Below are 23,443 nucleotides of genomic sequence, written 5' to 3'. Positions count from 1 at the left end.
CGATGTGACAAGACGCTGACGGGCTCGGGGCTCAGGCCCCGGGCCCGTCTGCGTTCCCCGGCGACGAGCCGTCGTCGTGCTTCCCGGTGATGCCCAGCTGTCCCATCGTGAAGCCGAGCTGGAACCTGGTCTCGGCCTCGTACTCCTCCTTCAGGTCGGAGACGTAGCCGGCGTAGGTGCGGGGGCTGACGCCGAGACGCTTCGCGCTGACCGCGTCGGCGTGGCCCTCGATCAGCATCCGGATGGTCATCGCGCGCTGCTCGGCGGCGATCTCCTTGACCACCTTGGACTCCGAGCTGGTGAACGGCCGGGCGCGCGCCCACGCGCGCTCGAAGACGTCGACCAGGTAGGCCACCATCGCGGGCTCGCGGACGATCACCGCCGTGGAGAGGCTCTCCGCGCTCGGGATCACCGCGACCCGGCGGTCCACCACGATCAGGCGGTTGAAGAACTCGTCCAGGGTGCGCACCTCGGCGCCGCGGGCGGTCACCTGGGCGACGTACTTGTGCGTGATCGCCTGGCGGCGGGCGCTGTGCTGGTAGAGGGTGCGCATCGTGACGCCGCGCTCGAGCGCCTCGAAGTCCCGCAGCGCGGCCGCCGCGAGCGAGTGAGCGTCGCGGCCGGCCTGCGGCTGGGCGGTGAGCAGCTCCTCCTCGGCCTCGGCGACGAGACCGTTCAGGTAGGGGCTGATCGCCTGGCCGCGCAGGTAGGTGATCGGCCCGCTGGTCGACTCCGGCTGCGGCGAGCGGCGCCAGGTGTGGCTGAGCGCCCCGAACGCCCGCGACCAGCGTGCGGACTCCTCGATCAGCCGCGCGCCCTCCGTGCCCAGCGGGGTGACCACCCGCGACTGGGCCGCCGCCGGGTCGTTCGGCCGCCACAGCCCGGCCTCGGGGTCGCGCGTCAGCAGGCCCATCTCGACCAGCAGGTCGAACGCCCGGCGGCCGGAGCCGTCCTCGGCGATCCGCGGGTCGTCGACGTGGATGCCCTGCTCCTTGACGGCAGACTCGTAGAGCCCGAGCGCCTCGGACTCGAAGATCTCCCGGTCCTCGGGTGGGTATCCCGGCATGCGGCACATCGTCCCACAGGCCCCGTGCGGCGGGTCGGCGCAACTCACCCGGCCCGCCCGGAACCGGGCGGTGGTCGCTGATTCGGCATCCGGGGTCGCGCTCCGCTACTCTCTTCAGGTCGCGGTAACGCGGCGGGCGCCCGTAGCTCAACGGATAGAGCATCTGACTACGGATCAGAAGGTTTGGGGTTCGAATCCCTACGGGCGCGCAGCGAGTTCAACCTGGAAAGCCCGCGCCGAACGGCGCGGGCTTTCTGCGTCCTCGGGGAACCGGCTGAACTCGGACGCGTTGATGTCGACGCCGCCCCTGTCCGCCGATCTGGTCGGCCGTTGACGGTGGTTCGAGCCCGTCACGGCGGGCTGAAACCAACGCAGGCAGCCGAGAAGTGCGGTGGACGGCGTGTTACATGCCCGCCCGGCGCCGGGTCGACCGCTCGCCTACGGGCGCTCGGTGCCCATCACCCGGGTGACGGTGATCTCGATGACCACGCGGTCGGGGTTGGCGCGCGGCTGCCGGTACCGCTCGGCGTAGCGCCGGACGGCCTCGGCCACGGACGCCGCGTCGTCCTTGACCACCGCGGTGCCCTCGAGGGTGGACCACCGGCGCCCGTCGACCTGGCTGACCGCCACCCGGGCGCCGGGGCCGGCGGCCCGGATGTTGCGGACCTTCGCGCTGCCGGCGCTGCTGATGACGCGCGCGATGCCGGCCTCCGGGTCGAGGGTGACCCCCACCGGGACGAGGTGCGGGGTGCCGTCCGGGCGGTGGGTCACCAGGAAGCAGATCCGCCGCTCCTGCCAGAACGAGTCGGACTCCGGCCCGGACTGCGGGTGGTCTGCGGCCATGGTGTGCTCCTTCGTCGGGACGGCGGGGTGAGGCGGTGCGGGAGCGCCCTAGCGTGGCTGCGCCGACGGCTCCGCCGGGGCTCCCGCCGTCGCAGCGCGTGCGGTTGCCGCCAGGAAGTGGTGGCGGAAGGCGAAGGCGACCGTCTGCCACGCCACGAGGCAGGTCGTCGCGACGGCGGCCCCGGCGACGAACCCGACGGCGTACGTCGACGGCGAGGGCACGGGTTCCGTCGCCGAGATCAGCAGCCCCCACAGCGCCGTGGCGGCGAGCCACGGGAGCGCCCAGACGACGACGCGGCGGACCGGGGACCGGGAGCCGCGAGCATGGGCGGCCGCGATGAGGACGCTCGTGGGGAGGACGTAGACCGCACCGAGGACCGAGAGCGGCCACGCACCGAAGCCCGCCGCGATCACCAGCCACAGCGCCCCGGAGACCAGGTTGCTGACGAGAACGGGGCGGTCGAGTCGCGCGCCGCGGCGCGGGTCGGTGGTCACCGTCCGATTGTCGGGCACCGTCGGCGGGCCGGCAGTGGCGCATCGCCGCTCCGGGCGAGAGGATCCACCCGTGTCCCCCCTGCCCGGAGCGCCCGACGAGCGCGTGCCCGCCGACCCCAGCCGTTGGTTCCTGTCCGCGAGCGAGCGGGGCAACCCGCACACCCGGGTCGACGAGCGGTTCGGTGGCGACGTCGCCTGGTCGTCCGACAACGAGGTCGAGCCGCTGGTCGACGGGGCGACGTACTTCGCCGCCCTCCTCGAGGAGCTGCGCACCGTGGGCGAGGGCGACCTCGTGCTCTTCACCGACTGGCAGGGCGACGCCGGCCAGCGGCTCGGGGAGGGGGAGGACACCACGATCCTCGACGTGCTCGGGGACGCCCAGAGCCGCGGCGCGACGGTGCGCGGCCTCGTCTGGCGCTCCCACACGAACCTCGCCGGCTTCTTCCACGAGGCCAACCGCCACCTCGGCGAGCGGCTGCGCCGCCGCGGCGTGCCCGTGGTGCTCGACATGCGGGTGCGCGCCGGTGGGTCGCACCACCAGAAGTTCGTGGTGATCCGGCGCGGCGCCGAGCCCGAGCGGGACGTCGCGTTCGTCGGCGGCATCGACCTGGCGCACAACCGGCGGGACGACCACCTCCACGAGGGGGACCCGCAGGGCCGCGGTCTGGTGCCGGAGTACGGCGAGCGGGCGGCGTGGCACGACGTGCAGGTGCGGCTGCGGGGGCCGGTGGTGCACGACGTCGAGACCGTCTTCCGCGAGCGGTGGGACGACCCGTCGCCGCCGTCCAGCGCGCCCTGGCGCCGGCTGCGGGACAAGCTGAGCGACGTCCGCAGCCGCCCCGACCGGCTGCCGGAGCAGCTGCCGGCGCCGCCGCCCGCCGGCGCCCGTCCGGTGCAGCTGCTGCGCACCTATCCCGCGCTCGGCGGCGGCCGGTCGCTGCCGTACGCGCCCGACGGCGAGCGCAGCGTCGCCCGCGGCTACCTCAAGGCGCTGGGGAACGCGCGGCGGCTGATCTACGTCGAGGACCAGTACTGCTGGCACCACGACGGCGCCCAGGCGCTGGTGGACGCCCTGCGCGCCCACCCCGAGCTGCGGCTGGTCGTGGTCGTCCCGCTGCTCCCCGACGTCGGCGGGGTGAACCGCGACGCCCAGGTGCTCGCGCGCAGCCGCGCCGTCGAGGCCCTCACCCGCGCCGCGCCGGGCCGCGTCACGGCGTACGGCCTGGAGAACCGCCGCAGCGTCCCGGTCTACGTGCACGCCAAGGTGACGGTCGTCGACGACCGCTGGGCGGCCGTCGGGTCGGACAACTTCAACCGGCGCTCGTGGACCCACGACGCCGAGCTGTCGGCGGCCGTCGTCGACGACGACTTCGCCCGCGGTCTGCGGCTGCGGCTGGCCGCCGAGCACCTCGACCGGCTCGACGCCGTCGAGCGCGACGGGTGGCACGACGCGATGGCCGACTGCCTGGATCCGCACGACATGGCCGACGTGTACGCCAAGGTCGCGGACGAGCTCGAGGCCTGGCACCGCGCCGGCCGGACCGGCCCCCGGCCGGCGGGCCGGCTGCGGCACCTGCCGTCGCCGCGGATCTCGCCGGTACGCCGGGCCGTCGCCGGGCGGCTGCTGGACCTGGTGCACGACCCCGACGGCCGCCCGCGCGACCTGCGCCGGCAGGGCGGCTACTGACCGCGAGCCGTCAGCAGGCCGCCGTCCGCGCCACCCGCGGGTCGTCCTTGGTCTCGCGGAACGCCGTCAGCCGGTCACCGGTGAGCGGGACGTACTTGTCGCCGGTGCTGTTCCAGACCAGCCCGAACCAGAGCTCGGGCGTCGACAGGAGCATCTCGCCGGCCTCGGTCAGCGCGTCGGCCGAGTAGCCGTTGTACTCGCCCAGGCCGATCGGCTTGTCGGGGAAGCCCTGCTCGTCCAGCCACTCCGCGAGCAGCGGCACCGCCCGGGCGGGCAGCAGCGGGCCCGGGGCGGACGCCGTGCCGGAGTGGTAGGAGTCGACGCCCACGAAGTCCCAGTCCCGCAGCAGGCCGGGGCTCGTGTAGGCGGCGAAGTCGTCGACCCGCCGGTCCAGCAGCCAGCCGTTGAGGATCGGGCCGACCGCGGTCGTGGCCGACTGGACGCGGTCCAGGAAGCGCCGGGACCCGGCCCGGAAGTCGGCCACCGGCATGTCGCCGTGGGGCTCGTGCCAGAACGTGGCGGTGACCTGCTCGCCGAGGCCCGCCAGGTAGGCGCCGGTCGCGTCCAGCCAGGCGTCGTACCCGCCGGCGATGAGGGTGTCGACCGACGGCACCTTGTAGGAGACGACCGGCATCATGCCCGCGGCCAGGGTCGCCTCGATCTCGCTCGCCCGCGCCCGGCCGTCGGCCTGCAGGGACGCGAAGATCCGCCGGGCGCCGACACCGCAGCTGCCGACCTCGCCGAGCCGCTGGTCCCAGAGGCTCGCCGGTGCGGACATGCCGAGCACCTTCGTCTCGGCCCCGGCGCCGACCTCCCCGCCGGAGCCGCCGTCACCGCCCGCGTCCCCCGTGCCCCCGGTGCTGTCCCCGGTGTCCCCACTGTCCCCGGTCTCGTCGGCCGGGTCGGTGCCGCTGTCGGTGCCGCTGTCGGAGCAGGGGTCGGCCACCGTGCCCAGGACGCGGTCGAGCGTCGCCTGCGCGGACGCCAGGTCAGCCCGGGCCGCCCAGCGGGCGAACCGGAGGTCGGCGACCACCCGCCGGCGCGGCGCCTTCACGCCCCGCCGCGCCGCCGCCAGGTCCGCGCGCACGGCGCGCACCCGCTGGGTCAGCGCGGCCTGGGACTCGGCCTCGCGGGTGGACTTCAGGTCCGCGAGCAGCTGGCGCAGCAGCCTCTTGTTGCGGGTCACCTCGGACCGGGAGAACGAGCGCACGCCGCGGACCCGTGCGGCCACCGCGCGGTTGGTGACCCGCAGCGACGCGCGGGCGTCCTGCACCCGCCGCCGCGCCGCCACCACCCGCGCCGGTTCGTCGGCGCCGGAGCAGGACGCACCGCTGGCCGAGGCGAGGGGCCCGGGGTCCGCAGCGTCCCCGCGCAGCGACGGCGCCAGGTGGGCCGTGGCGGCGAGGAGCCCGACGATGGCGAGGATCGCGGCGCGCCGCAGCAGCGAGGGCACGCGCAGGACCACCAGGGCGGCGCGCGCCCGGGACGGGGCTCGAAGGTCGGGCATGGGCTCTCCCCGAGGCGGAGTGACGGAAGTGGGGCGGCCGACGCCGCCTACCTCTCTTTTCGGTCACTCACGCGGTGGCTTGAGGCCGACCGGTGCAGCGGAACGGGCGACCACTCAGATCCCGGCACCCGGGTTGAGCAGGCCCTCGGGGTCCAGGGCGGCCTTGATCCGCCGGTTGAGCGCCATCGCGTCCGGCCCGAGGTAGTCCCCGAGCCAGGGGCGCTTGAGGCGGCCGACGCCGTGCTCGCCGGTGATCGTGCCGCCGAGGTCGATCGCCAGGTGCATGACCTCGCCGTACGCCGCCTGCGCCCGCGCCGCCTGGTCGGCGTCCGCCGGGTCGAAGACGATCAGCGGGTGGGTGTTGCCGTCACCGGCGTGCGCCACGACCGCGATCTCGATGTCGCGGCGCTCCGCGATCGCCGCGATCCCGGTGACCAGGTCGCCGAGCCGCGGCACCGGTACGCCGACGTCCTCCAGCAGCAGCGAGCCGCGGCGCTCCACGGCCGGGATGACCATCCGGCGCGCGGCCACGAACGCCTCGCCCTCGTCGGGGTCGTCGGTGGCCAGCACCTCCGCGGCGGAGTTGTCCGCGCAGATCGAGGCGACGCGCTCGAGCTCGACCCGGGCGGCCGCCGGCGCCTCGTCCGACTGCACGACCAGCAGGGCCTCAGCCTTGCGATCGAGGCCCATCCGGGTGACGTCCTCCACCGCGTTGATCGACGCGCGGTCCATCAGCTCGAGCATCGACGGGCGCAGCACGCGGGTGATGTCCAGGACGGTGCGCGTCGCGTGCTCCAGCACCGGGAAGGTCGCCACCAGCGTGGCGGGCCGGCGCTGGGCGGGCAGCAGGCGCAGCACGACGCGGGTGATGATCCCCAGCGTCCCCTCGCTGCCGACGAACAGCTTGGTGAGCGACAGCCCGGCGACGTCCTTGAGCCGCGGGCCGCCGAGCTCGACCGCGGTGCCGTCGGCGAGCACGACGGTCAGGCCGAGGACGTAGTCGGTGGTGACGCCGTACTTCACGCAGCACAGCCCGCCGGCGTTCGTCGCGACGTTGCCGCCGATCGAGCAGATCTCGAAGGAGGACGGGTCGGGTGGGTACCAGAGCCCGTGCTCCGCCACGGCCGCCTTCACCTCGGCGTTGAGCAGGCCCGGCTCGACCACGCAGGTGCGGGTGGCGGGGTCGACGTCGATCCGCCGCATCCGCTCCGTCGACAGCACCAGGCAGCCGTCGACCGCCGAGGATCCGCCGGAGAGCCCGGTGCCGGCGCCCCGCGTCACGACCGGGATCGCGCGGGCCGCCGCGAAGCGGACGGCCGCCTGCACGTCCGCCGTGCTGCCCGCCCGTACGACGGCGAGCGGGACTCCCGCGCCCGGGTCGAGCGCCCGGTCCCAGCGGTAGCCCGCCATCCGGTCGGGATCGACGAGCACCGCGTCGGGGCCGAGCTCGTCGAGCAGCGGCCCGAGGTCCACGGCGGTCACGTCGCCTCCGGATCGGCGTCGGCCGCGGCGGCGCGCCGTGCCCGCAGGTACTTCAGCCCCGAGACGCTCAGCGAGGCGGTGGCCACCGAGATCAGCACCGGCGCGGTGCCCAGGGCGCCGACCTGGGTCATCAGCGCGGCCAGCAGGACCAGGGTGAACGGGGCGCCGACGATGGCGCCGGGCACCGCCGCCAGGAGGCAGGCGAAGGCCAGGGCCAGCGGCACGTCGGGGACGACCTGGTGCACGAGGATCCCGCTCACCCCGCCCAGGAAGAGCACCGGGAAGATCGGTCCGCCGACGAACCCGGTCGCCGTGCTGACGGCGAAGGCCAGCATCTTGCCCACCAGCACGGCCAGCAGCAGGCCCGTGCCGAGCGTGGCGCTGTCCTCCAGGGCCACCCCGAGCTGGTCGCTGCCGGTGAAGCTGGTCAGCGGCAGCGCGACGCCGATCAGGCCGAACAGCAGGCCGCCGAGGACCGGCGTGGCCACCGCCGGCAGCCTGACCGCGGCGATCGCCCTCTTGGTCGCCGCGCCGACGGCCATCGTCACCAGCACCACGGCGACGGCCAGGAGGCCGAGCGGCACGGCGGCCAGGAGGTGCCAGTCGGCGTAGTGGTAGGCCGGCACCTCGTAGATCCCGAGGAAGATGGTCCCCGCCACGGTGAAGTAGATGCCGAAGGAGATGCTGGCGGCGACGATGCTCGCGTAGAGCCCCTCGGTGAAGACCCGGCGCCCGGGCCGGGCCAGCTCGAGCACCAGCACCACCGAGAGCACCGGGCTGGAGAACATCCCGCCGAAGGCGCCGGCGATCCCGCTCAGCGTGAGGGCCTTGCCCGTCTCCTCGTCCAGGCCCCGGCGCCTGCTGATCACGTCGGCCGCGCCGCCGCCGACCTGGCCCAGCGCCACCTCGGGGCCGAGGCTCGCCCCGCCGACCAGCGAGACCGCCGAGATCGCGACCACCGACGGCACCGGCCGAGCCTCGACGTGCTGGGCCTGCACGTCCTCGATCAGCCCCGGCGTCTCCTCGGGGCTCCGGAACGCCCGGCGCAGCAGCCCGACCGCCAGCCCCGCGGCCATCGCCACGAGCACCCACCACCAGGGTCCGTCCATCCAGCCGGTCGGCTGGTCGCCGTACAGCCGCGGGCCGAGGCCGACGACCGCCAGGAAGACCAGGCCGGCGACGGAGCCGAGCGTGCCGAGCAGCGCGGCGTACCCGATCAGGCGCCAGAACGCGCGGGCCTGGGTGACGTCCGGGGCGACGTCGCCCTCCGGCTCGGGCATGCCGCCACGCTACGACCGGACGCCGGTGGGACGCCAGCGTTTCGCGGCGCGCGGGCCCGGTTCCGCGGCGGGTCCGGGCGGGGCCTTACAGTTGCTCGCCCGGCACCTGCGCCGGCCTCTTCCGGAAGGTCCACCCGCCCATGCACCGCACCCCGCGCAGGCGCCTCGCCGCTGCCGTCAGCGCCGCCCTCCTCTCGCTCGGCCTCGCCGCCGGCGTCGTCGCGACCGCACCCGTCGCGACCGCTTCCGAGCAGACCGGCACCGGCGCCGATGCTCCGGCCGACCGCTCCGACGTCGGCCGGCTCGCCACCGAGCTCCGGCGCGATCAGGCCCGCAGCCCCCGGTCGGCCGCGTACCTGCGCAGGCAGCTCCGGGGGAACGCCGCGTACGCGATCGCGGCCGGGACGACGGACTTCATCGTGATCCTCGACGACGAGGAGTTCACCTTCGAGGACTTCCGCGAGGTCCTGGTCCTCAGCTACGCCCGGACGGCGCGGCTCCGCGCGTACATCCGGGCCACCGCGGTCGTCGATGGACACTTCACCTTCACGGTCCTCACCGACCAGGCGTGCGTCAGCGAGGACCCGGAGACCACCGAGATCACGGTGCGGCGCGGGCCGTGCGACGGCGACGACGTGGCGACGTCCACCTCGCCGCTGAAGGACCTGGTCGGCCTCGTCGACGCGGCGCTGGCGCCCGCGTTGCGCGGCTGGGTGCTCGGCGCCTACTTCGAGCACATGTCCCTGCCGCGCCTCCTGGGCGGCGCCGACGCCAGCATCGCGTTCGTGCCGGGCAGCGTCACCGATCGCAACGAGGACGGCATCGACGACGACGGGCGGTTCGAGTTGACCCGCAACGGCGCGACCTACTGCCTCCAGGCCCCGCTGACCAAGGGCGAGTCCGCTCGGCTGGCCGCGAAGCCCTGCGCCGACCTCAGGCCGCGCAGCAGCGCCTGGCTGGGTCGCGCGGGCGAGCTCGCCTTCGGGGCGTACGACGTGGTCGACAGCATCCGCAACCTCTCGCGCAACACCAGCACCAAGATCTCGCGCCTCGGCCCCGCGGAGATCGACGCGGTCCGGCGGACGATGGACCCCGGCTACCGGCTCACCCGCAGCGGCCCGCTGCGGTTCCGCGTCTGGGAGCGCAGTCGCACCTGCTCGGTCCGGGTCACCTTCAGGGCCGACAAGGTCGGCGCCCGTGCGCGCATCGGCCAGGTGCGCTGCGACGCCTGATCGCCACCACGCAGCAGCGCCGACAGGCACCCCGAAGCCGCCCCGGAGAGCGTCCGGGGCGGCTTCGTGTTTCGCGGATGCGAGGGTCGTGTGAAGAGGTCGTATCGGGCGGCCCGCGCTGCTGACAGCACCCCCTCGCGGCGGGTGTGATGGCGCCATGACCGACATGCAGATCCGCGTCTCCCGAGGCATCGCCACCGGCGCCGCCGCCGCCACCCTCGTTCCGCTGACGGCGGAGGAGTACCTCGCCGTCCGCGACCTCGTGACGGCCCTCCCGGGCGTGGGGCCGGACACGCGCTTCGTCTACGTCGGCCTGGCCGAGCCCGACAAGCGCGACGTCCTCGCGTACGCCGACGGCGAGGCGCCCCGCCCGACCCGGGCCGCCCGCGTCCTCACCCTCGACCTGCGCAGCGGCGCGGAGCGCGACCTGCTGGTCGACCTCGACGCCGGCGAGGTCGTCTCCGACGCCGTGATCGACGGCAGCGCCGGCCGGGTGCCGGTCCTCGACACCGAGTTCGAGGAGGTCGACAAGATCCTCGCCGAGAGCGAGGAGTGGGCGGCCGCCCTGGCCCGCCGCGGCGTCGACGTCAAGGACACCGTCGCGGTGCCGCTCTCGCCGGGGCGCTACCCGGACCTGCCGGCCGAGAACCGGGTGCTCCGCTCGTTCGCCTTCTTCCGGACCGACGAGACCGACAACCCGTGGGCGCACCCGGTCGACGGGCTGTGCGCCTACGTCGACCCGATCACCCGCACGGTGCTCAAGGTCGTCGACCACGAGGTGATGGCGGTCCCGCAGAAGTCGGAGAACTTCCACAAGCCCGAGGACCGCGGCCCGGAGATGACCGGCCTCAAGCCGATCGAGATCACCCAGCCCGAGGGCCCCTCCTTCACGGTCGAGGACGGCCACCTCACCTGGGCGAACTGGCAGCTCGACTTCGGCTTCGACACCCGCGAGGGCCTGGTCCTGCGCAACCTGCAGTACTTCGACCGCCGTCAGGGCCGCGACCGCGACGTCGCCTACCGCGCGTCGGTCGCCGAGATGGTGGTGCCCTACGCCGACCCGTCGCCGACCCGGTACTGGCAGAACTACTTCGACACCGGCGAGTACCTGTTCGGCCGCTACGCCAACTCCCTCGAGCTCGGCTGCGACTGCCTGGGCGAGATCTACTACGCCGACGCCGTGCTCGCCGACGAGACGGGGATGCCGCGCACCATCTCGAACGCGATCTGCATCCACGAGGAGGACTTCGGCACCCTCTGGAAGCACACCGACCTGTTCACCGGCGGCTCGGACGTGCGCCGCCAGCGCCGGCTGGTGATCTCGTTCTTCACCACGGTCGGCAACTACGACTACGGCTTCTACTGGTACCTCTACCTCGACGGCACCATCGAGTGCGAGGCCAAGCTGACCGGCATCCTGTTCCCCAGCGCCTACCCGGGCAAGGGGTTCCCCTACGCCACCGAGGTGGCGCCGGGCGTCGGCGCCCCGTTCCACCAGCACCTCTTCTGCGCCCGGGTCGACCTCGCCGTCGACGGCCCCGCGAACTCCGCGGTCGAGGTCGAGGCGCAGCGGCTGCCGATCAGCGACTCGAACCCGTACGGCAACGCGTTCACCTACCGCTCGACGCCGATCCGCAGCGAGGCCGAGGGCGGGCGCGACCACAACGCGGCGCTGAGCCGGGTGTGGCACATCAACAGCGCCACCGAGAGGAACTTCGTCGACGAGCCGACCGGCTACGTGCTGCACGCCCCGGAGACGCCGATGCTGCTGGCCGACCCGGAGGCAGGCATCACCGCGCGGGCGACCTACACGACCCGGCCGGTGTGGTTCACGGCGTACGACCCGCACGAGAAGTACCCGGCCGGCGACTTCGTCAACCAGAACCCCGGCGTGGACGGGCTGACCAGCTGGATGACGGCCGACCGCCCGCTGGAGGGCGCGGACCTGGTGCTGTGGCACACCTTCGGGCTCACGCACTTCCCGCGGCCGGAGGACTGGCCCGTGATGCCGGTCGACTACTGCGGCTTCATGCTCAAGCCCTACGGGTTCTTCGACGGCAACCCGGTGCTGGACGTGCCGGCCTCGACGAAGGGTCACTGCGCGCCTGCCGATGGCGAGCCCGCCGGCGGCGACTCCTGCTGCCACTGAGGGTGCCCGGACACCAGGACCTGATGGTCGGGGCCGCCGCGCTCGCGGTGGTCTCCGCCTACTGCTGCCTGCGTCACCAGTACGGCGACCGGCTCACGCCGGTCGCCATGCTGGTGATGGGGGTCGGCATGGTCGACACGATGATGCTCGGCGGGCTGCTGCTGCCGGCGCTGGGCTGGGCCGCGGTGATGGTGGTGGCGGCAGCGGCGACGCTGCTCGCCGGCCGCGGCGACCCGATGACCGCGGAGCGGTTCGGCTGCCTGGCGCTGATGGCGGTGCTCACCGCGCTGATGGCGGTCCCCGGTGTGGGTCACCAGCATGGGCCGACCGCGGTGGCGACGACGGTGTTGTGGCCGGTCGCCGGCGTCGCGGTCGTCGTGGCAGCCGGGTACGCCGTCGCGATGTGGCGCCGCGTCGTGGACAGCCGTGGCTGGCTGCTGGGCGAGCGGGCCGCGGCGGTCGGCTCGGCGGGCCTGATGGCGGCCGCGATCGTGCCGGTCGCCCTCGTCTGAGCGCGACACGCCGATCGACACGCCGGCGACACGCCGGGGACACGCCGCCCCAAGATGTGGTCCCACGAATGCGGTGGGCGCCCACATATGGTGGTCGACGCAGCTGGTTCGGCGCCCCAGCCAGGGACGTCGAGGCAAGAGGGAACCCGGTGTGAGTCCGGGACTGCCCCGCAGCGGTGAGTGGGAACGACCGCCGTCATCAGCACTGAGCGCGAGCTCGGGAAGCGACGGCCAGTAGGGGTCGAGCGACCGGCGTGAGCCGGGTCGTGCGGCGTGCCCGCGAGTCCGAAGACCTGCCAGCGCACCGCACCCGCCGGGTGCGGTGGTCCGAGGCCTCGTGGGACGGCCGACGGCTGGCAGTCGACGACCTCGGCGACCGCGCCGTCCTCTCCCGCGAACCCGGACCCCAGGGACCGACCTCGCGAGGAGAGAGTTATGACGGTCACCGAAGCCCCCACCCCGATCCAGGCGTCAGGGGCACCGAGCCGCACCGGGATGCAGGTGCGCAAGCGCAACGGCGAGCACGAGCCCGTCGATGTCACCAAGATCGTCCGCGCCGTCGACCGGGTCAGCGGCGACCTGCCCGACGTGGATCCGATGCGCGTCGCCACCCGCACCATTAGCGGCCTGTACGACGGCGCCACCACCGCCGAGCTGGACCGGCTCTCGATCCAGACCGCCGCCGAGATGATCGGCGAGGAGCCGCAGTACTCGCGGCTGGCCTCCCGGCTGCTGGCCGGCTACGTGGAGAAGGAGGTCCGCAACCAGGGCGTCGCCTCGTTCAGCCAGTCGATCGCGCTCGGCCACGCCGAGGGCGTGATCGGCGACGAGACCGCGGCGTTCGTGAAGGACAACGCCCGCAAGCTCGACTTCGCGATCGACCACGACGCGGACCGCCGGTTCGAGTACTTCGGGCTGCGCACCGTCTACGACCGCTACCTGCTGCGCCACCCGACGACGCGGCTGGTGATCGAGACCCCGCAGTACTTCCTGCTCCGCGTCGCCTGCGGCCTCTCCCGTATGCCGGCCGAGGCGATCGACTTCTACCGGCTGATGGCGAGCCTGGCGTACCTGCCGAGCAGCCCCACGCTCTTCAACTCCGGCACCCGGCACACCCAGATGTCGTCCTGCTACCTCGTCGACAGCCCCCGCGACGAGCTGGACTCCATCTACTCCCGCTACACCCAGGTCGCCCGGCTCTCGAAGTTCGCCGGCGGGATCGGCATCGGCTTCTCCCGGGTCCGCTCCCGCGGCGCGCTGATCCGCGGCACCAACGGCCAGTCCAACGGCATCGTGCCGTTCCTGCGCACGCTCGACTCGTCGGTGGCCGCGGTCAACCAGGGCGGCCGGCGCAAGGGCGCGGCGTGCGTCTACCTGGAGCCGTGGCACCCCGACATCGAGGAGTTCCTCGAGCTGCGGGACAACACCGGCGAGGACGCGCGGCGCACCCACAACCTCAACCTGGCCAACTGGATCCCCGACGAGTTCATGCGCCGGGTCGAGGCCGACGAGACGTGGTCGCTGATCGACCCGGACCAGGCCCCCGAGCTGCCCGACCTGTGGGGCACCGCGTTCGACGAGGCCTACCGGGCCGCCGAGGCCGAGGGTCGCTACGTGCGCCGGGTGAGGGCGCGCGACCTCTACGCGAAGATGATGCGGACGCTCGCGCAGACCGGCAACGGCTGGATGACGTTCAAGGACGCCGCCAACCGGCACTGCAACCAGACCACCGACACCCCCGGTCCCGGGCAGCCGGTGGTGCACCTGTCGAACCTGTGCACGGAGATCGTCGAGGTCTCCTCCGACGGCGAGACGGCGGTGTGCAACCTCGGCTCGGTCAACCTGGCGCAGCACCTGGTCGGTGGCTTCGAGGCTCGCTCCGCTCGCACCTCAACCACCGAGGTCGGGGTCGACTGGGAGAAGCTGCGCGCGACGGTCCGCACCGCGGTGCCGTTCCTGGACCGGGTGATCGACATCAACTACTACCCGAGCGCGGAGTCGGCGGCGTCCAACCCGCGCTGGCGGCCGGTCGGGCTCGGGCTGATGGGGCTGCAGGACGTCTTCTTCGCGCTGCGGCTGCCGTTCGACTCCGCCGAGGCCCGCGCCCTGTCGACCCGGATCTCGGAGGAGATCTACCTGACCGCGCTGGAGGCCTCGTGCGAGCTGGCCGCGGAGCACGGCCCGCACCCGGCGTACGACGAGACGCGGGCCGCTCGCGGCGACCTGCACCCCGACCTGTGGGGTGCCACGGTCACCCAGTCGGAGCGGTGGGCGGCGCTGAAGGAGCGGGTCGCCGCGCACGGGCTGCGCAACTCGCTGCTGGTCGCGATCGCGCCGACGGCGACGATCGCCTCGATCGCCGGCTGCTACGAGTGCATCGAGCCGCAGGTCTCCAACCTGTTCAAGCGGGAGACGCTGTCGGGGGAGTTCCTCCAGGTGAACTCGGCGCTGGTCCGCGAGCTGAAGGAGCGCGGGCTGTGGACGCCGCAGGTGCGGGAGGCGATCAAGCGGGCCGAGGGGTCGGTCCAGGGCGTCGCCGAGCTGCCCGAGGACGTGCGCGCGCTCTTCCGCACCGCGTGGGAGCTGCCGCAGAAGGCGCTGATCGAGATGGCCGCCGAGCGGCAGGGCTTCATCGACCAGGCGCAGTCGCTCAACCTCTTCCTGGCCGCGCCGACGATCGGGAAGCTCTCGTCGATGTACGCCTACGCCTGGCGCAGCGGCCTGAAGACGACGTACTACCTGCGCTCGCGCCCCGCGACCCGGATCCAGCAGGCGACCGTCGCGGTCGCCGCCCCCGCCCCCGACATCACCGAGACCGTCACCGCGAGCGCGGCCGTCGCCTGCTCGCTGGAGAACCCCGAGACCTGCGAGGCCTGCGAATGAACCAGATGCTGCTCGACCCCGGCATGAACCTGACCCTGCGCCCGATGCGCTACCCGCACTTCTACGAGCGCTACCGCGACGGCATCAAGAACAACTGGACCGTGGAGGAGGTGGACCTGCACTCGGACCTGGCGGACCTGGGTCGGCTGACCGAGGCCGAGCGCCACCTGGTCTCGCGGCTGGTCGCGTTCTTCGCGACGGGCGACACGATCGTCGCCAACAACCTGGTGCTCAACCTGTACCAGCACATCAACTCCCCCGAGGGGCGGCTCTACCTGAGCCGGCAGCTCTTCGAGGAGGCCGTGCACGTGCAGTTCTACCTGACGCTGCTCGACACCTACGTCCCCGACGAGGGCGAGCGGCACGAGGCGTTCGCGGCGGTCGACAACATCCCGTCGATCAAGCACAAGGCCGACTTCTGCTTCAAGTGGATCGACTCGGTCTTCGAGCTGGACCGGCTGGAGACCCGCGAGCACCGGCGCGCGTTCCTGCTCAACCTGATCTGCTTCGCGGCGGTGATCGAGGGCCTCTTCTTCTACGGCGCCTTCGCCTACGTCTACTTCCTCCGCTCGCGCGGGCTGCTCAACGGGCTCGCGTCGGGGACCAACTGGGTGTTCCGGGACGAGTCGATGCACATGGCGTTCGCCTTCGACGTCGTCGACACGGTCCGCGAGGAGGAGCCCGACCTCTTCGACGAGGAGATGGCCGCCCAGATCCGGCAGATGCTGATCGAGGGCGTCGACGCCGAGGCCCAGTTCGCGGAGGACCTGCTCGGCATGGGCGTGGCCGGCCTGTCGGTCGCCGACATGCGCAGCTACCTCGAGCACGTCGCCGACCGCCGGATGCAGCGCCTCGGGCTGGAGCCGATCTACGGGTCGGCCAACCCGCTGGCGTTCATGGAGCTGCAGGACGTCCAGGAGCTGTCGAACTTCTTCGAGCGGCGGGTCTCGGCCTACCAGGTGGGGGTGAGCGGGACCGTGGGCTTCGACGAGGAGTTCTGAGTCCGGCGCCGACTGGGCAGGGTCGTGTGCCCCAGCACCCGCTATGGCGGTGTCTGGGGCACACGACCCGACCGGGATCAGGTCACGGGATGGCGGTCCAGCACCTCGACGTACACGATCCTGTCGTCCAGCACGTCGAGGATCAGCAGCCCGCGCCACGGCGCGGCGAGCTCCAGGTTCCGATGGCCGGGGCCCCAAGGGCCGCGCGGCCTCGGCGCGGTGTAGAAGCTCTGGCAGAAGTCGTCGCCGCACCCGCAGGACTGGACGACGACGAGGTCGTCGACCTGGCTGGCCAGCGCGGGCTCCCGCGCCGCTGTGAGTGCGTCGCGGAGCTCGCCGGCCAGGACGGGCCACCGATCGGACAGCCGGCGGTGGTCGGTCGGGCGAGGGCGGGAAGGGTCGCCGGGAGAGTCGTTGTGAGTCATCAAGCGCGCCGTGACGTGGCGCGGACCGGCGAGTTCGCCCGACACTATCCGGCCGAGCGGCATCGCCGCCGGCGAATGCCGGAGGGCCCGGGGACCGCTCCCCGCGGCCGTGTTACCCGCCGGTGCGCGCCCGCGCTCGACCGGTAACGCCGCCGCGACGCGCTCGCTCCAGCAACGTATTCCGGCAGAAACCACTTCGAAACGCCCCGCTCCGACGCTGGAGCCATGGCCCGCACGCCGCTCCTGGACGCCCACCGGCACATCGGTGCGCTGCCGGCGTACGGCTTCTACGGCGGGCCTCCGATCCGCCCCGACACCACCGCGCGGGCGACCGTCGCGGAGTTCCTCAAGGGGCTGGACGAGGAGGGGATCGACCGGACGCTGGTGCTGCCGAACTACGGCGTGCCGGTGCCGGACGTCGCCTTCGACCTCAACCCGTTGGCGCTGGAGGCGGCGCAGGCCGACGAGCGGGTCCGCTGCGGGCTCTGGGTGAGCCCGAAGGCCGGGGACGCGGCGCGCAACGACGCGGCGCTCGCGCTGGTCGGCGAGCCCGGCGTCCGCGCCCTCAAGACCAGCTTCCTGCTCGGCGGCAGCCCCACCGACCCCGACTGCGCGGAGCAGCTGGACCGGATCTTCACCACCGCCGCCGAGCACGACCTGGTCGTCCACGTGCACACCAGCCCGGGCGCGGCCAGCGACGTCGACCAGGTCGGCACCCTCGTCGAGAAGTACGGCGACGCCACCAAGATCCACCTGGTCCACCTCGGCGGCGGGATGAGCGGCCACCTCAAGCTGATCGGCGGCCGGCTCTTCGACTGGATCGAGGCCGGCAAGCGGGTCTACACCGACACCTCCTGGTCGATCGGGTTCGCGCCCTCCTGGCTGGTCCGGGAGGTCGAGCGCCGCGGCGTCGGCCACGACCGGATCCTCTTCGCCACCGACATGCCCTGGGGCGACGTCGAGGGCGAGTACCACCGCCTGCGGGCGGCCGTCGGCGACGGCGAGCTCGCCGACGCCTTCTTCCACCAGAACTTCGCGGCGCTCTACGACTGAGAGCTGACGCTCGACGACCGAGAGCCGGCGGGGAGCAGCACCGCTTGTCCCACCACCCACCAGAAACTCCACCCGAGGAGCAGTAAGCGATGCCGATGTTCGACGACGAGATCCTGGCCAACATGGAGAAGTCCGTGGCCGAGGTCCCCCACCCCTCCCAGGCCAAGGGCACCAACCTCTACGGATCGACGAAGATCTTCCCCGACTACCAGGCCGAGGACGGCGAGTCCTACCTGACGCTCGTGCACGGCATCCCGCACGAGTCGTCGGTCAGCTTCGTGGCCGTCCTGCAGGCCACCCGGGCCCTGCGCAAGGGGTTCGAGTCGGCCATCTACTTCTACGGCCCCGGCGCCCTGGCCTGCATGGACACCCGCGGCTTCCCGACCACCGGCGACGTCGCCTTCCCGGGCAACCAGAACCTCAACGACTCCATCAAGACCTTCATCGCCGAGGGCGGCACCGTCTTCTGCTGCCGGTTCGGCATGGCGCTGCACGGCTGCCGCGAGGAGGACCTGATCGAGGGCATCATCCCGGCGCACCCGCTGGACGTGCAGGACGCGGTCATCCACTTCGCGCGCAAGGGCGCGATCATCAACAGCACCTACAACCTCTGAGCGGGCGACGATGACCGCACCGACCCCCGACCCCAGCACGGCTCCCGGCGGCGCCGCGACCACTCGGGTGGACGTCGCGATCCAGGGCATCCGGCTCCTCGACGCGCCGGTCTCGCGGCGCGCCGGCGCCGGGCCCAGCGACGACGGGCACGTGCTGATCGACGGCGTCGGTGCGGCCATCCCGCTCAGCCCCCGCAGCCCCTACACCGTGCGCGGCGGCCGCCTCCTCCTCGACGGCGCCGACACCGGCGTCGGCGTGGAGGCCGTGGCGCGGCCCCGCTTCTACGACCTGACCACCGCCGACGGCGTCCCCTACGAGCAGATCGCCCGGCTGCACTCCGACCGGGTGCTCGCCACGACGGTCGTGCAGACCTGCGTCCGGTACGACGAGGCCGAGCGCTGCCGCTTCTGCGCCATCGAGGAGTCGCTGCGCCAGGGGGCGACGGTCGCGGTGAAGACGCCGGCCCAGATCGCCGAGGTGGCGCGGGCGGCGTACGAGCTCGACGGCATCACCCAGATGGTGATGACGACCGGCACCTCCAACGGCCGCGACCGCGGCGCGACCCACCTGGCACGCTGCGTCCGGGCCGTTCGCGCGGTGCTGCCGGACCTGCCGATCCAGGTGCAGTGCGAGCCGCCCGGCGACCTGGCCACCCTCCAGGAGCTGTACGACGCCGGCGCCCGCTCCATCGGCATCCACGTCGAGTCCCTCGACGACGGGGTACGCCGGCGGGTGATGCCCGGCAAGGGCTCGGTGCCGCTCGCCGAGTACCGCGCGGCCTGGGCCGAGGCGGTCCGGGTCTTCGGCTGGAACCAGGTCTCGACCTACCTGATCATCGGCCTCGGCGAGGACCCCGACGAGCTCGTCGCCGGCGCCGAGGAGCTGATCGCGATGGGCGTCTACCCGTTCGTGGTCCCGTTCCGGCCCATCGCCGGCACCCTGGCGGTCGAGGTCGACGGCACGGTGCCGCCGCCGCGCGAGGTCACCTACGACATCACCCGCCGGGTCGCCGCGGCGCTCGACCGGGCCGGGATGACCGGCGCCGGCCAGGCCGCCGGCTGCGCGGCCTGCGGGGCCTGCTCGGCGCTCGGGGCGGCGCAGGCCGAGCTCGACGCGTCCGGTCATGGGGCCGGATGCGCCGAGGCGTGCGGGAGGTCGGCATGAGCGGGCTGCTCGCCCACGAGGTGGTGCTGGCGGGCGGACCGCGGTTCACCGCCCACGTCGACGCCGAGGCCTACGTGGTGGTGCCGGCCGAGACGCCGGCCGACCTGGCGGCGTACCGGCGCCTGCGCCGCGACGTCTTCGTGGACGAGCAGTCGATGTTCGACGCCTCCGACGCCGACGAGGTCGACGAGGACCCGCGCACCCGCGTGCTGGTCGCGCGGGCGCCGGACGGCGAGGTCCTCGGCGGCGTCCGGCTGCACCCCTCCGCGCACCCCGCCGCCCGCGCCGCCGCGGGTGGCCGGGACCTCGGCTGGTGGTCGGGGTCCCGCCTGGTCGTCGCCCGCGACGCCCGCACCCACCTGGGCGTCGGCGCGGCGCTGGTCCGCGCGGCCTGCGCCAGCGCCGAGGAGGCCGGGGCGCTGCGCTTCGACGCCGTCGTCCAGGCCCAGAACGAGGTGCTCTTCCGGCGGCTCGGCTGGACCGTCGGCGACCCGGCCACCCTGCACGGCCGGCCGCACGTCCGGGTGGAGTGGCCGATCGGGCGGGTGCAGCGCCTGGTCGAGGCCACCAAGGCGCCGCTCGGCGGGCTCCTCGCGGACCTGCCCGGTGCCGGGCCCGGCTACGTCGGCGACGACGGCGCCCCCGTCCCCGGCTCCGACCTGGTCGCCGCGTGCGACGCGATCCTGCCCGCGATGGTCGAGCGCGACCCCGAGTGGGCCGGCTGGTGCGCGGTGCTGGTCAACGTCAACGACCTGCTGGCGATGGGCGCCGAGCCGGTCGGGATCCTCGACGCCCTCGGCGCCCGCGACGCCTCCTTCGCCCGCCGCGTGCTGCGGGGGCTCAACGACGCCGCGCGCGCCTGGGGCGTGCCGGTCCTCGGCGGCCACACCCAGCTCGGGGTCCCGGCCGCGCTCTCGGTCACCGCTCTCGGCCGTCGTGCGCCCGGCCTGTCCGCCGCCGTCCCGGGTGGTGGCGGGCGGCCGGGACACCGGCTGCGGGTCACCGCCGACCTCGGCGGCGGCTGGCGGCTCGGCTACACCGGCCGGCAGTGGGACTCCTCCAGCCACCGCGCGCCGGCGGAGCTGCGGGCGCTGAGCGGCGTCGTGCCGGCGCTCGCGCCGACCGCCGCGAAGGACGTCAGCATGGCGGGCCTGGTCGGCACCACCGGCATGCTCGCCGAGGCCAGCGGCTGCGGCGCGGTCATCGACGTCGCCGCCGTACCGACGCCGGTCGGCGCGACCCGTGGCGACTGGCTGACCTGCTTCCCCGGCTTCGCGCTGGTGACGGCCGAGGAGGCGCCCCGCCCCACCACACTCCTGCCGGAGTTCCTCACCTCCGCGCCCTGCGGCGAGCTGGTCGCGGGCCGTGGCGTCGGGCTGCGCTGGCCCGACGGCGTCGTCACCGAAGCGGTCGCGGGCCCCGTGACCGGGATGGGAGCAGCATGACCGGCACCCCCACCGGCCTCCCCGGCACCACACCCGGCTCACCCGGAACCGCGATGGCGGCCGTCGCCGAGAGCTTCGGCCGCGACGTCGGGGCCAATCTGGCCCGCATCGCCGAGCTCGTCGAGGAGGCCCGCGCCCGCGGCGTCGGACTGCTCGCGCTCCCCGAGGCCTGCCTCGGCGGCTACCTCTCCGTGCTCGGCGCCGGCCGCGACGGCAGCCACGACGAGCGCCCCGACTCGATGCCGCCGGTGATGGACGTCGACGGCCCCGAGCTGCGCCGGATCGCCGAGATCGCCCGCGAGATGACCGTCGTCGTCGGGTTCTGCGAGGGCGACGACGGCAAGCGGTACAACTCCGCAGCCGCCGTCTCCGGCGACGGCGTCCACGGCGTCTACCGCAAGATCCACCAGCCGCTGGGGGAGTCGCTCTACTACGAGGCCGGGGAGACGCTCGCCGCCACGGACACTCCGGCCGGTCGGATCGGGCTGCTGATCTGCTACGACAAGGCGTTCCCCGAGGCGGCCCGCGCGCTGACCCTCGACCAGGCCGACACGATCGTCTGCATCTCGGCCTGGCCGGCCTCGCGGACCGCCACCGCCGGCGACCTCGCCGAGGACCGGTGGACGCACCGGTTCGACATCTTCGACGCCGCCCGCGCGCTGGAGAACCAGGTGGTATGGCTGGCCTCGAACCAGGCCGGCACCTTCGGGTCGCTGCGGTTCGTGGCCAGCGCCAAGGTGGTCGGACCCGGCGGCGAGGTGCTGGCCTCCACCGGGACCGCCCCGGGCCTCGCGGTCGCGCAGGTCGACGTACCGGAGGCGCTGCGGACCGCGCGCCGCGCCATGTTCCACGTCGGCGACCGGCGTCCCGACCTCTACCCGCAGCAGCAGCCGGGTCGCGGTCGCGGTCTGCCGAAGGCGGTGGGCGCCCGTGCCTGAGATGACCTTCACCGTGCGCTGGCCCGACGGCCGCACCGAGGACTGCTACTCGCCCTCCCTGGTGATGCACGACCACCTGGAGGCGGGCTCGACCTACACGGTCGCCGAGTTCACGGACCGCTCGGTCCGGGCGCTCGGGATCGCGTCCGACCGGGTGCGGGCGAAGTTCGGCTTCGCGTGCAGCTCCGCCGCCGCCACGACCGAGCAGATCCGCCGCTCGGCCCGCGCCTACCCCGCCGGGGACCTCGTCGAGGTGACCCGGATGTGGCCCCCACTGCCCGAGGAGCAGCGATGACATGGCCGGAGCAGCAGCGATGAACCCCGCCGAGGAGACCCCCGTCCGCCGCGTGGCCGTGGCCGTGGTCGGCGGCGGCCAGGCGGGCCTGGCCACCAGCTGGTACCTGACCCGCGACGGCATCGACCACGTCGTGCTCGAGGCGGCCACCGCCGCCCACGAGTGGCGGGACACCCGCTGGGACGCCTTCACCCTGGTCACCCCGAACTGGCACTGCCGGCTGCCCGGCTACGCGTACGACGGCCCCGAGCCCGACGGGTTCATGACCCGCGACGAGGTCGTGGAGTGGATCGGCGGGTACGCCGCCACGTTCGACCCGCCGCTCGTCGAGCACACGACCGTCACCTCGCTGACCGAGCGGGCGCCGGCACCCGGCGACGCCGGTGGCGGGTTCACGCTGACCACCCGCGGCCCCGACGGCGAGACCACGTGGCACGCCGACCAGGTGGTGGTCGCCACCGGCGGCTACCACCAGCCGATCGTGCCGCCGTGGGCCGCCGCGATCGATCCGGGCGTGCGGCAGCTGCACTCGGCGGAGTACAGGAACCCCGACGGGCTCCCCGACGGGGAGGTGCTGGTCGTCGGCTCCGGGCAGTCCGGCGCCCAGATCGCCGAGGACCTGCACCTGGCGGGCCGGCGGGTGCACCTCGCGCTCGGCGACGCCCCGCGGGTGGCGCGGTTCTACCGCGGCCGGGACTGCATGACCTGGCTGGCCGACATGGGGCTCTACGACACGGCGGTCGCCCAGTACCCCGGCGGCCTGGCCGCGCGGGAGAAGACCAACCACTACGTGACCGGCCGCGACGGCGGCCGCGACATCGACCTGCGCCAGTTCGCGGCCGAGGGGATGGCGCTCTACGGCCTGCTCGACGGGCTGGAGGCGCCGGGCGGCGGCCGGCTGACCTTCGCCCCGACCGTGCGCGAGGCCCTCGACCGGGCCGACGCGGTCTACAACTCGATCTGCCGCGACATCGACCGCCACATCGAGGCCGAGGGCATCGCGGCGCCGCCGGCGTCGTCGTACACGCCGGTGTGGGAGCCCGACGTCGAGCCGGCCGTGCTCGACCTGGCCGAGGCCGGCGTGACCAGCATCGTGTGGGCGATCGGCTACCGGCCCGACTACCGCTGGGTCGGGGTCGGCGTCTTCGACGGCTCCGGTCGGCCCACCCATACCCGCGGCGTCACGGCGACGCCGGGGCTCTACTTCCTCGGGCTGCCGTGGCTGCACACGTGGGGGTCGGGGCGCTTCCTCGGCATCGAGCGGGATGCCGAGCACGTCGCCGGCGAGATCGTGCGGCTGCTGCGCGGCGGCTCGGGGCGCGACGCCATGTCGGTGCTCGACGTGGCCGTGGCGGGCTGAGTGGGAGCGGG

20 protein-coding genes, 1 tRNA gene and 1 riboswitch are annotated in these 23,443 nt (G+C 73.8%); of the genes, 14 read left to right on the top strand and 7 right to left on the bottom strand.

The genetic code is table 11. The features are described 5' to 3' along the window. Positions 1-31: 31 nt before the first annotated feature. Positions 32-1,066, bottom strand: coding sequence for a LuxR family transcriptional regulator (locus ABLM29_RS07710; protein ID WP_349713476.1), 1,035 nt, complete (start codon positions 1,064-1,066; stop codon positions 32-34). Positions 1,067-1,202: 136 nt separating this feature from the next. Here ABLM29_RS07710 and ABLM29_RS07705 point away from each other — a divergent pair. Continuing rightward, positions 1,203-1,275 (top strand) — tRNA-Arg (locus ABLM29_RS07705). A 229-nt stretch (positions 1,276-1,504) separates the two neighbouring features. On the opposite strand, the gene ABLM29_RS07700 is transcribed toward ABLM29_RS07705, so the two are convergent. Then, complete coding sequence (locus tag ABLM29_RS07700) at positions 1,505-1,909, bottom strand: pyridoxamine 5'-phosphate oxidase family protein (protein ID WP_349713474.1); 405 nt, start codon at positions 1,907-1,909, stop codon at positions 1,505-1,507. A gap of 48 nt (positions 1,910-1,957) precedes the next feature. Next, the gene (locus ABLM29_RS07695; RefSeq protein ID WP_349713472.1) at positions 1,958-2,404 is read right to left on the bottom strand and encodes a hypothetical protein; all 447 of its coding nucleotides are present in this window, start codon (positions 2,402-2,404) and stop codon (positions 1,958-1,960) included. Between the two features lie 70 nt (positions 2,405-2,474). Here ABLM29_RS07695 and ABLM29_RS07690 point away from each other — a divergent pair, with 70 nt between their 5' ends. Then, entirely contained in the window at positions 2,475-4,091 is a 1,617-nt protein-coding gene (locus tag ABLM29_RS07690; protein WP_349713470.1) for a phospholipase D-like domain-containing protein, read from the top strand. 10 nt (positions 4,092-4,101) lie between these two features. Here the strand turns inward: ABLM29_RS07690 and ABLM29_RS07685 are convergent, their stop codons facing one another. The 3 genes from ABLM29_RS07685 to ABLM29_RS07675 all read right to left on the bottom strand — a co-directional run bounded on the left by ABLM29_RS07685 (position 4,102) and on the right by ABLM29_RS07675 (position 8,360). Beyond that, positions 4,102-5,598, bottom strand: a complete 1,497-nt coding sequence (locus ABLM29_RS07685; RefSeq protein ID WP_349713469.1) for a hypothetical protein — start codon at positions 5,596-5,598, stop codon at positions 4,102-4,104. A gap of 114 nt (positions 5,599-5,712) precedes the next feature. Beyond that, positions 5,713-7,080 carry an FAD-binding oxidoreductase gene (locus ABLM29_RS07680; RefSeq protein WP_349713468.1) on the bottom strand — a complete coding sequence of 456 codons (1,368 nt, stop codon included), beginning with the start codon at positions 7,078-7,080 and terminating at the stop codon, positions 5,713-5,715. Beyond that, a complete protein-coding gene (locus ABLM29_RS07675; RefSeq protein ID WP_349713467.1) occupies positions 7,077-8,360 on the bottom strand; it encodes a chloride channel protein in 1,284 nt (427 codons plus the stop codon). Before ABLM29_RS07675 ends, ABLM29_RS07680 begins: the two co-directional genes overlap by 4 nt. A gap of 140 nt (positions 8,361-8,500) precedes the next feature. On the opposite strand from ABLM29_RS07675, the gene ABLM29_RS07670 reads away from it, so the two are divergent. The 5 genes from ABLM29_RS07670 (at position 8,501) to ABLM29_RS07650 (ending at position 16,137) form a co-directional block, all read left to right on the top strand. Continuing rightward, complete coding sequence (locus tag ABLM29_RS07670; RefSeq protein ID WP_349713466.1) at positions 8,501-9,592, top strand: hypothetical protein; 1,092 nt, start codon at positions 8,501-8,503, stop codon at positions 9,590-9,592. Between the two features lie 157 nt (positions 9,593-9,749). Further along, positions 9,750-11,741 carry a primary-amine oxidase gene (locus ABLM29_RS07665; protein WP_349713465.1) on the top strand — a complete coding sequence of 664 codons (1,992 nt, stop codon included), beginning with the start codon at positions 9,750-9,752 and terminating at the stop codon, positions 11,739-11,741. A 2-nt stretch (positions 11,742-11,743) separates the two neighbouring features. Beyond that, entirely contained in the window at positions 11,744-12,253 is a 510-nt protein-coding gene (locus ABLM29_RS07660) for a hypothetical protein (protein WP_349713464.1), read from the top strand. Between the two features lie 86 nt (positions 12,254-12,339). Beyond that, a riboswitch (cobalamin riboswitch) is annotated at positions 12,340-12,568 on the top strand. A gap of 120 nt (positions 12,569-12,688) precedes the next feature. Beyond that, positions 12,689-15,136: a ribonucleoside-diphosphate reductase subunit alpha gene (locus ABLM29_RS07655; protein ID WP_349713463.1), complete on the top strand. Its 2,448-nt coding sequence runs from the start codon at positions 12,689-12,691 to the stop codon at positions 15,134-15,136. Next, complete coding sequence (locus tag ABLM29_RS07650) at positions 15,133-16,137, top strand: ribonucleotide-diphosphate reductase subunit beta (RefSeq protein ID WP_349713462.1); 1,005 nt, start codon at positions 15,133-15,135, stop codon at positions 16,135-16,137. Before ABLM29_RS07655 ends, ABLM29_RS07650 begins: the two co-directional genes overlap by 4 nt. Before the next feature lie 77 nt (positions 16,138-16,214). On the opposite strand, the gene ABLM29_RS07645 is transcribed toward ABLM29_RS07650, so the two are convergent. Further along, a complete protein-coding gene (locus ABLM29_RS07645; RefSeq protein WP_349713461.1) occupies positions 16,215-16,562 on the bottom strand; it encodes a hypothetical protein in 348 nt (115 codons plus the stop codon). A 225-nt stretch (positions 16,563-16,787) separates the two neighbouring features. Here ABLM29_RS07645 and ABLM29_RS07640 point away from each other — a divergent pair, with 225 nt between their 5' ends. The 7 genes from ABLM29_RS07640 (at position 16,788) to ABLM29_RS07610 (ending at position 23,432) form a co-directional block, all read left to right on the top strand. Next, positions 16,788-17,615, top strand: a complete 828-nt coding sequence (locus ABLM29_RS07640) for an amidohydrolase family protein (protein ID WP_349713460.1) — start codon at positions 16,788-16,790, stop codon at positions 17,613-17,615. A gap of 89 nt (positions 17,616-17,704) precedes the next feature. Beyond that, positions 17,705-18,229, top strand: a complete 525-nt coding sequence (locus ABLM29_RS07635; RefSeq protein WP_349713459.1) for an MSMEG_0572/Sll0783 family nitrogen starvation response protein — start codon at positions 17,705-17,707, stop codon at positions 18,227-18,229. Positions 18,230-18,239: 10 nt separating this feature from the next. Further along, entirely contained in the window at positions 18,240-19,394 is a 1,155-nt protein-coding gene (locus tag ABLM29_RS07630) for an MSMEG_0568 family radical SAM protein (protein ID WP_349713457.1), read from the top strand. Continuing rightward, complete coding sequence (locus ABLM29_RS07625) at positions 19,391-20,839, top strand: MSMEG_0567/sll0787 family protein (protein ID WP_349713455.1); 1,449 nt, start codon at positions 19,391-19,393, stop codon at positions 20,837-20,839. Before ABLM29_RS07630 ends, ABLM29_RS07625 begins: the two co-directional genes overlap by 4 nt. After that, complete coding sequence (locus ABLM29_RS07620; RefSeq protein ID WP_349713454.1) at positions 20,836-21,777, top strand: carbon-nitrogen hydrolase family protein; 942 nt, start codon at positions 20,836-20,838, stop codon at positions 21,775-21,777. Before ABLM29_RS07625 ends, ABLM29_RS07620 begins: the two co-directional genes overlap by 4 nt. Before the next feature lies 1 nt (position 21,778). After that, entirely contained in the window at positions 21,779-22,072 is a 294-nt protein-coding gene (locus tag ABLM29_RS07615) for an MSMEG_0570 family nitrogen starvation response protein (protein WP_349713487.1), read from the top strand. A 1-nt stretch (position 22,073) separates the two neighbouring features. Then, the gene (locus tag ABLM29_RS07610) at positions 22,074-23,432 is read left to right on the top strand and encodes an MSMEG_0569 family flavin-dependent oxidoreductase (RefSeq protein WP_349713453.1); all 1,359 of its coding nucleotides are present in this window, start codon (positions 22,074-22,076) and stop codon (positions 23,430-23,432) included. Positions 23,433-23,443: the final 11 nt, after the last annotated feature.

Origin of the sequence: Nocardioides sp. YIM 152588, assembly GCF_040191335.1 — a bacterium.
In the GTDB taxonomy this organism is placed as follows: Bacteria; Actinomycetota; Actinomycetes; order Propionibacteriales; family Nocardioidaceae; genus Nocardioides.
The sequence above is the reverse complement of the archived record's forward strand: the minus strand, read 5'-3'. Positions and strand labels throughout refer to the sequence as shown.